The following is an 11,632-nucleotide window of genomic DNA, read 5'->3' as shown; positions in this document are numbered from 1 at the left end:
CTTTTTATTGTCTTCAATTTACTAACTCTCCAATAACTCTTTCATATTTATAAGAGTTAAAGCCACTTCATTCTTCGTCGTTAAATATTAATACTTGAGCTATCTTCATCTTCTTCAACCCCAACCAATAATTCATATGTCTGGGAAATAAGCCCAATATTAAAGATCATAATAGTTGTTGTATAAATCGAACTGACAATTTGGCTAATCAAGCTGTAATCTAATAAGTACAAAGGCAATATTGTTAAAGTTGGGATCACTCCCAATAGTAAAAAGGTTTCTAGGTGATACTGCTTACTGATATGCAAAGCTTCTTTAATACTTAAAGACCTATCAATAGCGACAGCTGGTAAAACTAAAGCCAACCTTGAAAAAACATATATGACTAATACTATGGCCAGATAGTGGCCGATATAAGGTATTAAACCCACGATTTGGGCTAAGCCAGTAAAAAGCCCAATAATTAACAAATAGCCAATATAATTCCACTCTCGTAATTTTAGTCTTATATTTCCTAACGGAGGATTAGCTCTTTTGCCAATAAGGTTTAGCCTATGGATACCGATACAAAATATTGAATAGACATAAATGTTTAGTAGAATGGCCAGTATTAGCAATATTCTGCTTTCAGATTTTATTAGCCAAATCTCAATTATGAGAAAACATACAATTGGTAGATACGACAATCTTAAGAAAGCAATTTTATTATTTTCTACATTAGTTAAAGTAGATGATAGCACCCTACTAATAAGCATATTGTTTCCTAAGTATTATTCTATTTTATTGTCATTCTAATATAAGTCAGCTGACTTTGCAGTTTATAACTATTAACTAGGATCCTTTGAGACTTCTACATAAATACGCGATAATAGCGCCATCATTTTTCAATGGTTTCAATATATTTCTATGGATAACGCTTCCCTGAAAAAACGTGACTTAGCTGTTCTTTGGCACCCTTGCAGTCAAATGAAAGATTATGAGCGCTACCCTATGACACCTATCAAGCGTGGCGAAGGTGTCTATTTAGAAGATTTTGACGGTAACCGCTACATTGATGCTGTCAGCTCCTGGTGGGTCAATCTGTTTGGCCACAGTAATCCTATTATTGCCAACGCCATGAAGGAGCAGGTCGATAAGCTGGAGCATGTGATTTTTGCTGGCTTCACTCACGAGCCAGCAATTGATCTGGCTGAGCAACTGGTAGCCATGACTCCAGAAGGATTAGACCGTGTCTTCTATGGTGAGAATGGCTCTTCAGCGGTCGAAATTGCCCTGAAGATGAGTCTGCATTACTGGCAGCTAGCAGGCAAGCCCGAGAAAACACAATTTATCGCTTTAGAAAGTGGTTACCACGGTGAAACTACGGGAGCATTGGCAGTTTCTGATTTAGGATTATATAAAGCGCCCTATAAACCGCTTATGTTTGATGTTATGACAGCCCCTTCTCCTGACTGCTTCTACCGTGAAGAAGGCGAGAGTTGGCATGATTACTCGTTACGTCAGTTTGAAAAAATGCGTGAGCTTGTTGAGCGCGAACACAAGAAGGTTGCGGCTATTATCGTTGAGCCACTGGTGCAGTGTGCTTCTGGGATGCGTATGTATCATCCTGTCTATCTTAGCGAATTACGTAAACTGTGTGATGAATTTGACGTTCATTTAATTGCCGATGAAATCGCTGTCGGCTTTGGCCGTACTGGTACTTTGTTTGCCTGTGAACAAGCAGATATTAGCCCCGACTTTATGTGCGTATCAAAAGGCCTTACTGCTGGCTTTTTGCCACTTTCAGCAATGCTGACCCGTGAATCAATCTTTCAGGCTTTCTACGATGACTACGAAAAGTTGACTGCTTTCCTTCATTCACATAGTTACACTGGATATGCTACAGGTTGTGCCGTTGCTAAGGCAACATTGGATATTTTTCAAAGCCAACCGGTGATTGAGAACAATAAAGTCTTGGCACAACACATGGCTCAGGCAACCGCCCATTTTGCTGATCACCCTAACATCGCCGAAGTGCGCCAAACCGGCATGATTCTAGCCGCCGAGATGGTTCAGGATAAAAAGTCTCGTACACCTTATAACTGGAAAGAACGTCGTGGTATGCGTGTGTATGAGCACGCTTTATCACAAGGTGCGCTGCTTAGACCCTTAGGCAATATTGTTTATTTCATGCCACCCTATGTTATTACACCTGAAGAGATCGATAAGCTTGCCGATATTGCCTGGCAAGGTATACAGTTAGCGACTAAGGACTAAACCGATGCGTGTACCCCGTATTTTCACCTCTGAAGCACTGTCGCTATCCACTGAGATGGCGCTAGATAAAGAAGCTTCGACGCATATTAGTCGCGTGCTGCGTATGAATACAGGCCAACAAATAGAATTATTTAATGGTGATGGATTTAGTTATTTTGCCCAAATCCAAGCTATTGAACGTAATCAGGTTTCAGTTCGTGTGGTTGAAGCCATAGAGGTCAACAACGAATCTCCATTAAATATTCACTTATTCCAAGGTATATCTCGCGGTGACAAAATGGAGCTGACATTGCAAAAGGGAGTTGAACTTGGAGTTAAACAATTTACCCCTCTCATTACTGAACGTTGTGGTGTAAAACTTGATGCAAAACGCTGGCAAAAGAAACTGCAGCATTGGCAAAAAGTAATTGAAAGTGCCTGTGAACAGTGTGGTCGTAACTCAATTCCCAGTCTATATCCAGCAGTGAAATTACAGGATGCTTTGTCTCAACTAAATAACACTAGTTTTTTCATGCACCCTGACAGCAAGCACAGTTTCAAAACCATCATAGCTGATGCTCAGTCTGAGCTTCAGTTATGGGTTGGGCCCGAAGGCGGCTTTAGTGATGAAGAAGTTGAATGGGTTGAATCGCATGGCTGCAAACCTGTCCAACTGGGACCAAGAATACTAAGAACAGAAACGGCAGCCTTAGCTGCCGTATCAGTCATGAATAGTTTGTGGGGTGACTTCTAGAACTATCCTCTAGAGTTAAACGCGCTCAACCAACATGTTTTCAATTAAATCCAGATCAGGAATTAGCGCCTTACGTCCATCCAGGTCAACCCACGCCTTAACACCCGTTGGTAACTCCTCTTCCAACATTTTTCCATTGTCTTCATCGACTGGAACCAAACGCGGAATACCCTGCACCATGATTGCCACATAAGGCACATCTTGATTACTGTTTAGGGTGTAAACAATCGCGATACGTGAACGACGCAGCTCGCCGAGATCTTTTTTACCTTGAATTCTTTCTAATGAAACAACAGGAATCTTGATGTTGCGCCAAATTATTTGACCAATTTGCCAGTCATCGCTCGACTCTGCATTCTCTGCTAGATCCACATTCATGAATGGAACGATTTCCGCCACTGTTGCATTCGGCAACAGCAAGCTGTTTTCAATCATAGGAATCAAAAAACTATAAACGTCTTTTACTGTATCAGTCATGCTTTATCTCACGCGTATTGGTCAACTGGAAACAAGGCTTCTAATAAAATAACCAACTGTGCAGCTAATCCTGCTGGATCATCTTTATAAGTTACTTGTCCTGTTTTCATCATACTTTCCGGCATTGATGACTGGATGCAACTTTCAATCGTCTGACACCAGATATCAACCCCACTTTCAGTTAGCAGCTCAGCATTTTCAGAACCATCTTCGCCCATGCCACTAAATATTATTGCTAACTTTTCGACATCTCTTAACTCCAGAGACTCTGCGAATAATTCATTGATATTTGGAGCGTAGGGCTTACTCCAAGGCTCATCAGTTAGAATTACTTTCCCCTGAACTACAAAACTAATCTTTTTATCAATCGGTGCGATATAAAGTTTGCCTGGCTTTATATCTTTATACTGATCGATAATTTCAGCATCGATAAATGGATGCTCATTCAGCATTGCTTGTAGGTTCGGCAGTGATCCTTCATTAATGTGGTTTGCCAGAACAAAACAAACCGGTAAAGGTTTATCAGGCAAGGCATCAATAAAAGCCTTAACTGCTGCAGGGCCACCTGTCGAGGCGCCCAGCAGCACCAACATTGTATTCATTACAGCTTGTTTAATCCTTTAGTCTTCCAACTTAAGCATTTCATCAATTGTGCCTAATAGAGCTTCCTCATTATAGGGCTTACCTAAATAGCGATTTACACCTATCTGCTCAGCACGCTCACGGTGTTTTTCACCTGTACGTGAGGTAATCATGATGATAGGCAAATGCTTAAGTCGCTCATCATGTCGAATGATAGTTGCTAATTCGAAACCATCCATTCTTGGCATTTCAATATCCAGCAGCATGACATCAGGAATGTCGTCGTGCAATTGGGTAATTGCATCAACACCATCTTTCGCAGTCATTACCTGGAACTGGTTGCGCTGTAGTAGCCTTGCAGTTACTTTACGAACCGTAATCGAATCATCGACAACCATTACTATTGGTATGCGATTCTCAACTGGAGCTTCTTGTACCATACCCGCTTCGTGTGCGAAATCCCATTCGTGGAATCTGTCTACTAACGTCTGCATATCTAGAATCAAAACAACGCTACCATCACCAAGAATCGAAGCACCTGAAATACCTGGTACCGTCGAAATCTGACGACCAATGTTTTTAACAACGATTTCACGTGAACCAATCAATTCATCTACATGAACCGCAATCGGCTTGTCTTCACCTTGAATAATCAGTACTGGTACGTATTCATCAACTGGTGGAATAATATCTGAGTTTCGGTCAAGGATTTGTCCTAAATAGCGCAATTCAAATTCTTCTCCCAAGTGAGAGAAGGTTTTGTCTTTATCTTGGTAAATCTCAAGAACTTCTTTTGCACTAACACGTGCTACCGTTGTGATATTCGACAATGGAATTGCATAAGGCTCGCCTTTAACTCTCACCATCAGTGCCTGGTTAGAGGACAGAGTGAATGGTAAGCGCACTGTCATAGTAGTGCCTTGACCTTCTTCTGAGCTGATGTTTAATGAACCACCCAACTGCAAAATCTCACTGTGAACCACGTCCATACCAACACCGCGACCAGAAATCTGAGTCACTGTTTCAGCAGTGGAGAATCCAGGTTGTAGAATTAAGCGGAATAATTCACGATCGGTTGGGTTATAAGATTCGTCAATCATGCCTTGAGAAATTGCTCTTGCACGAACCTTATCTTTACGAATACCTGCGCCATCATCTTGAATTTGAATATAAACTTCATTACCGCGACGCGACAAGCTCAAGTGCACGGTACCTTTTTCAACTTTACCTGCCTTCTTACGCTCTGTTTTAGACTCAATACCGTGGTCGATTGCATTTCTTAACATATGGTCAAGTGGTGCAACCATACGCTCGATTACCGTACGGTCCATTTCACCTTCAGACTCGAGTATTAAATCAACATCTTTATTTAGCTCAGTTGAAATCTGACGCACCATGCGGCGCAAACGACTTTCAATACTATTAAACGGCACCATTCGCGTACGCATTAAGCGATCTTGAAGCTCTGTATTTACTCGGCCCTGTGCCAAAAGCGTTGCTTCCGCGTCACCAACCTTCGTTTCCAATGTTTCCTGAATTGACATTAAGTCACTCGCAGCCTCAAGAAGGCTTCTAGTCAACTCTTGCTGACGGGTATAACGGTCCATCTCGAGAGGGTCAAACTCATCAAAATCTACCCCGGAAATTTCTCGGCGATACAGAACCTGTGCTTCAGTTTCAATCTCAAGATTACGTAATTGCTCACGCAAGCGGTCAACGGTCGATGACATTTCCTTCAAGTTGAAGTTTAAGTCGGCTACTTGCTGCTCAAGACGAGAACGGAAGATCGAAGCCTCACCAGATAAGTTAACCAAGTTATCCAGAACCTCTGAGCGGACACGAATCACATCGCGATTTGCCGCTTCTTTAGCTGCTTCTTCTTTCTGTTTCTGTCTGTCAGCTAATGAAACAACCTTGACCTCAGCCTGCTCACCAGACTCTGCCAGATCGCGCTTATCAAGCTGATCTAGCTGAGATTCAATCGTTGCTTTATCACTTTCAAGTTTGCGCAGCAGCTCTGCTGGCTTCTCAGGCATATGACCATTACGAACTTGCTCAACCATTTCATGAAGTTGATCATAACTACGACGTAGTACATCAGCCCAACGACTATTGCCCAAACGAGGGTCTCTTGCTAAAGCTTCAACAAGCCCTTCCAGCTTGTGAGTTAATTCACCTATTGGTGTAATCGCTGCCAGCTTTGCACCACTTTTCAGCGTGTGCAGATTTCTCATGGCAGAGTTTAATGGTTGCGTATTATGCAAGTCCCCTGACCATCGCTCAATGGCTTCTTCATAAGAACTCAGCAGTTCAGAAGCTTCACCTAAGAATAACTCTGCTAGCTCTTCATTCCAGGCTGCCTCTTCTAAAGCGCCTTTATCTTGCGTGGGTTCTTCTGTCTTAATCTGTTCTGGTTCTTCCGCTTTATTTTCTTCTTTCGGAGACTCAGTTTTAGCCTCTTCAACTGGCTGTTGTGGCTCTTCTACTATTTCCGTAGGTTTAATGTCTTCAGCTTGTGGCCTTACATAGGCTCTGCCAGCTTTCTGAGCCGAAATAAATCCTTGGATTTCATCGAGCATGGCTGCAGGTGAAGGAATCTGGTCTGGAGTATTTCTTGCATTAAATATAGCAAGCAACTGATCTTCAGCTCGCTCAGCTAGATCAATCGCTTGGTCAGAAGCAGCAAACAGCTGATCAGTAATGGCGGTGTATAAATCTTCTAAACCATGAGCCAAGTCACCGATTGGTGAGAAGCCAGCCATTCTTGCACTACCTTTTAGGGTATGCAGGTTACGCTGTAATTCAGCAATGATTTTTACATTATTAGGTTCTTGGCGCCATTTTTGCAGTAGAGCTGCATCGCTATCAAAGAGTTCTTCTGCTTCTTCGCTGAAGATTTCAAGCAACTCATCATCGACATCAAGATCGAGACTGATTGTTTTAGCTGACTCTTTTCTAGGCTCTTCTTCGACTGCTTGTGAGGTCTCCTCTTCTGGAGCTTCCTCTATAATCTCTCCGGTTTTTTCCTCGGTGGTGGCAGCTTCATCTTGATCCGCCAACTCATCGGCTTCAAGCGGCTCTTCTTGCTTAGAAACAACGTCTTCTGTCGTCTCTGTTGTTTCCGCTGTTTCGTCTAATTCTTCAAAGTTATACTCTAATGAGTCTTCTCCAGCAGTTTCTTTTTGCTGCACTTCCTCATGTGAAGTTTCTTCTGTCACTTCACTGGTTTCATCCGAATCTAGCTCATCTGATAGGTCAAGGTCCTCACTGAGGTCTAAACCAAGTTCTTCTGCCGCATCTTCCAAGCTTATGTCTGAGTCGTCCTCAATTTCTTCAGTGCTAGACTCTTCTTCCGCCGGCTCAGAAGCTAAGAAGTCATCCGAGAATTCAAATTCTATCGAATTATCATCAGAAGTGGCTTTTTCTTCAAAGCTAGTATCTTTCTCTTCCTGCTTATCTTCAGGTTTTGTAGTCAAGAAGTCGTCATCAAGGCTGAACTCAATACTGTTATCTTCCGTCGCTTGTTTTTCCTCTGGTTCAGAGCTTTCTTCTGCTGGAATAGCAGCGGATGTTTCATCAGATGACTCAAGTCCTGACTCTACTTCAGATGAGCTCTCATCTTTAGCAGCAGCTTCTCCCGTGGCCGGCTCCAATTCTAATTCTAAACCCGCAGTAGCTTCAGCTGGGCTCCAGGTTTGTAGCGCCTGCACCAAGTCGCTAGCTTCTGTAATTGATAAGTTAGCAGCCAGACAATCAAATTGATTTTCAAGTTGGTTATAGGTTTCATTGAGCAGAACACCAATCGAGGTATCTACTTTACTGGCAGTCATATTACGTTGTAATGCATCACTAAGTGCAGATACCACTTGCTCAATCTCATTAAGCTCTGCTTCACCCAAAATACTCTTCAGGCGATCCACTGATGCCATTAGATATGAGATTTTTTCTAAACGCTCTTTCTCAGGTGTTTCCTGTAGATTTGTGCTTTCAATATCTACCAGCACATCTGAAGCTATATTGAAAATATCTTTTATTAGCTCCGGATCTCGGCCTTGTTCCTGAATTGTTTCGCCAGATTCATCAAATCTCTTTTGTTGCTTTGATAATTGCTGAAGAATTTCATCTTCATGAACTGAAATCACCTGATCATCTTCTGGTGTGCTAATAATATATCTCAGCAGATCCTTAGTATGATCAATTAAGGCCATATCTCCTTCTTCAGCTAACAACTCACGAGTTTTCAGCTCTTGAAAATAGCTTTCAACTGGAACTATAACGTTAGTTAGTGATTGAATATTTGCTATATGTGCCACACCTTTTAAGGTATGTAATGAGCGGAGAAGGTTGTCGCTGATCTGACTCTGGGTAATACCTTGCTGACGCTGATTTGCAAACATTTCAAGATTAGTTACATGGCCCTCAGCTTCTTGCTTGAATATATCAAACAACTCTTGCTCTGCTGCTTGATCAGCTTCTTCTTCTGTTTGCTCTTGGTGTGGTTGGATATCGGTGATAATTTCACCTTTGCTGATACGATTTGCTCGCTCAGCCAAATCTCTTGGATATTGCGTTCTTTCCCCACCGGCAAATTGTTTTACCATTTTCGGTAATATATTTGCCACTTCTTCAGTGGTGACAAACAATGCGGGCGAATATTCAATACTGTGATCAAGCAAGCGATTGAGCATATTTTCAATTGCCCAACTCAATTCACCGATATCAGTAGCACCCACCATGCGACCACTACCTTTTAAGGTATGGAAGTTACGACGAATAGTGTTTATAGCTTCTTTATTCGTCTGGTCCTGCTTCCACTCAGGAAGCAAACTGTGCATTTCTTCAAGAACTTCATCTGCTTCTTCGATAAAAATCTCTCGGACTTCATCATCAATCAACTCATCACTGTCATCGTCTTGGTCATGATTCTCACTTTCAACCATTTCGATTTCAGGCATTTCAAGCGGCTCATCCAAGACTGGTAGCAGCTCTTCATCCAGGTTGCCGTAGTGCTCTTCCAGCTCACTAATACTATCAATGGCTCGCTGTAAGATCACTGGTAAGCCATGCAGTCCAGATGACATCAGTCCTTCAAGGTAATAATCAACTGAGCTTATTGCATCAGCCAGCGTTGAAACCTCAGCATCGCTTAATACGACTTTTTCACTAATAAGGTATTTGACTACAAAGTTTTTTGACTTGGTGATCACATCTAATAGTGTATCAAGCTGGGCAAAAGTTAAAGCACCCTCTACTTCTTTCAATAATTCAGGAACATTCTCAAGGCGATTAATATTATGGCTTTCATCTAGATAATCAGTAATTGCATCTTTAACTTTATGCAAGTTGCCGCGACTTTCTTGAACCAACTGATATCTGGCATTAATTATCTGTAATGACTCCCCTTCGCCTTGACCAAGGCTTTCATTAGCAAGCTGCTTACTATCCATTTTTAGCGCACGCTCAATGTAGTCTTCCAGTGACAAGATTCCCTCGGCAATATATATCAGACCCTGTTCGCGATCAGCTTCAGAGCCATCCAGCAAGTCACCAATCGAGCCCATCTGCTTGCTTATCATCTCTTTGGATTGTGTTAAACCAAGCATCGACATAGTGTCTGAAATTTTCTGCATTGCTGGAATCATATCTTCCAGTGGTTCGCTTTCCTGAGATTTAGTTCGAATGTAAAGATCAAGCGACTCTTTGATTTCACCAAGATCTTCCTTGATAACGTTGAGAGCAATTCGAACACTCGCAGTATCAGGGCCAGTCAAATCACTAGACTCACTTTCAAGATCACCTAAAGAATCCATTAATTGATTTAGCTGGAATTTATCTTGTACTTCTTTCACTTGCTCATCTTCTGTATCAAATTGAGCAACGTAGAACAGAATATTAATTAAAACTTTATTAGCTTCTTCCTGATTAGCCGTTTGCTCTATTAGCTCACGGATACGACGGTCAACTTGACCCAGTAAACTTTTTACAACAGGATTATCTTTCTTAGGAAGTAGACCAATATTTTTTAGGAAGGTTGAAGCAACCCACCAAAGAGGTTGGTATGGAACACGATTCTCCAGTCCCCATAAGGACTCTGTGACTTCACGCATCTGCTCCATGTTGGCTTGCACTTCAACGTCTCTTATGACCCCAAGCAATCCTTGTTGGAACTTGGAACGAAGCGCTTTGACTTCGGCTAAAATATCACCTTTAAGTTCTGTCTTGTTTTTAGGCGAAGGAGCATCAATACCCTCGGTTGGAATACTGATCAGGTTGCCTGCACCCAGATTATCAGCACCACGACAGATACGCATATCGTTTATGGCGGGCAGTAAAATAACAGGTAGATCAGATTTTCCTTCAGCATAACGTGATAAGTAGCTACGGAATCTTAAAATGGCAGAAAGAAAGACTTCATAGGCTTTCTCATTTGATTCAACTTTTCTTTCGCCGATAGCTTCGGCTAGTGCTTCCATTTCTTCCGCCAGTAATGCTGCGCCAGAAAACTCTAGCATTTGCATAGTGCCTCGGATCTGGTGCATGCAATTTGCACAGAAATGTATTTGGGTCTTATCAGACTCGTCTTCTGCGTACGCTTTTATCGCATTTTGCGCTTGCTCAAGCGTGCTTTCAACCTCGTCTTTAACCCAATTTAAAGCTACTTTTGTTTGATTATCTCTCATGCCTACACCATTTTTTGTAGCTATAGCTGTCGCTGATATGCCAAACAGTTCTTTTCGTCAATTCTTACTAACTCAGGATGATTCCAGTTAATGATTTCTCCAAGCCCTAAAATCAACACACCGCCTGGGATTAACCTTTCAACCAGCCCTTCTAGAATATTAATACGATCTTCAGGGCGGAAATAAATTAGCACGTTCTGACAAAATATGACGTCATAATTACGCTTTGGCGACTGTGCAATATCATTCAAATTGCCTTGTAAGAATAACACTCGATTACGAATGCTCTCTTTAACCCGCCAATGTCTGCCGTCATGACGATTAAAATAAGATGCCTGAATATCAGGAGACATCATGTGTAATTTTCTATCACTATATATTGCACGCCTCGCTGCAGTCAGCGCGGGGTAACTGATATCTATTCCAGTAATCCCATAATAGAATCGTAAACCCTTTTCCGTTAAGGAGTTCAGACTTAACTCCTCCAGTGCTATTGCCAAACTGTATGGCTCTTCACCAGTGGAACATCCGACACTCCAAATTTGTACATTACAGTCACTGTTTGAGTTAGCTGATTGATTAATTTTCTGCTGACAAACATGCTGAACTAAATCAAACGATTCTTTATGTCTAAAAAAGCTCGTTTCATGAATTGTCAGTGCATCAATTAATTGAAACCATTCTATTGAAGCCCAACTTTTATCCTGTAGCTTCAAGTAATACTCATCGTACCCCTTTAAATTCAGATCCCGGATTCTCTTTAGCAGACTCGTTTTAAGAAACAGCTGCCGATTTGCTGGTATCCAAATACCCGAATATTTTCGTATTAAAGACTGCCAACGTTCAAAGCTAGCAGTCTCCATATCAGGTACATGAGTTAAAGAGCTTTGTTTCAACTATACGC

Annotated in this window: 7 protein-coding genes; 2 read left to right on the top strand and 5 right to left on the bottom strand. The window is 41.8% G+C overall.

Annotated features, from left to right (window positions below; genetic code table 11):
* Nucleotides 1-80: 80 nt before the first annotated feature.
* Nucleotides 81-755 carry a hypothetical protein gene (locus KKOR_RS13490; RefSeq protein ID WP_012800171.1) on the bottom strand — a complete coding sequence of 225 codons (675 nt, stop codon included), beginning with the start codon at nt 753-755 and terminating at the stop codon, nt 81-83.
* A 151-nt stretch (nt 756-906) separates the two neighbouring features.
* On the opposite strand from KKOR_RS13490, the gene KKOR_RS01150 reads away from it, so the two are divergent.
* Entirely contained in the window at nt 907-2,256 is a 1,350-nt protein-coding gene (locus tag KKOR_RS01150; RefSeq protein WP_012800170.1) for an adenosylmethionine--8-amino-7-oxononanoate transaminase, read from the top strand.
* Between the two features lie 4 nt (nt 2,257-2,260).
* Entirely contained in the window at nt 2,261-2,989 is a 729-nt protein-coding gene (locus KKOR_RS01145; protein WP_012800169.1) for a 16S rRNA (uracil(1498)-N(3))-methyltransferase, read from the top strand.
* Between the two features lie 15 nt (nt 2,990-3,004).
* Here the strand turns inward: KKOR_RS01145 and KKOR_RS01140 are convergent, their stop codons facing one another.
* From KKOR_RS01140 to KKOR_RS01125, 4 genes are read right to left on the bottom strand one after another with little or no spacing between them, the layout of a single operon-like run.
* Nucleotides 3,005-3,466: a chemotaxis protein CheW gene (locus KKOR_RS01140; protein ID WP_012800168.1), complete on the bottom strand. Its 462-nt coding sequence runs from the start codon at nt 3,464-3,466 to the stop codon at nt 3,005-3,007.
* 8 nt (nt 3,467-3,474) lie between these two features.
* Nucleotides 3,475-4,068, bottom strand: a complete 594-nt coding sequence (locus KKOR_RS01135; RefSeq protein WP_012800167.1) for a chemotaxis protein CheB — start codon at nt 4,066-4,068, stop codon at nt 3,475-3,477.
* 18 nt (nt 4,069-4,086) lie between these two features.
* Nucleotides 4,087-10,728, bottom strand: coding sequence for an Hpt domain-containing protein (locus tag KKOR_RS01130; RefSeq protein ID WP_012800166.1), 6,642 nt, complete (start codon nt 10,726-10,728; stop codon nt 4,087-4,089).
* Nucleotides 10,729-10,748: 20 nt separating this feature from the next.
* On the bottom strand, nt 10,749-11,624 hold the full coding sequence (locus KKOR_RS01125; protein WP_012800165.1) for a CheR family methyltransferase: 876 nt from the start codon (nt 11,622-11,624) through the stop codon (nt 10,749-10,751).
* Nucleotides 11,625-11,632: the final 8 nt, after the last annotated feature.

Source organism: Kangiella koreensis DSM 16069 (genome assembly GCF_000024085.1).
GTDB classification, from domain to species: domain Bacteria; phylum Pseudomonadota; class Gammaproteobacteria; order Enterobacterales; family Kangiellaceae; genus Kangiella; species Kangiella koreensis.
Note: the sequence above shows the minus strand (reverse complement) of the source record. Positions and strands in the feature narration are given on the sequence as shown.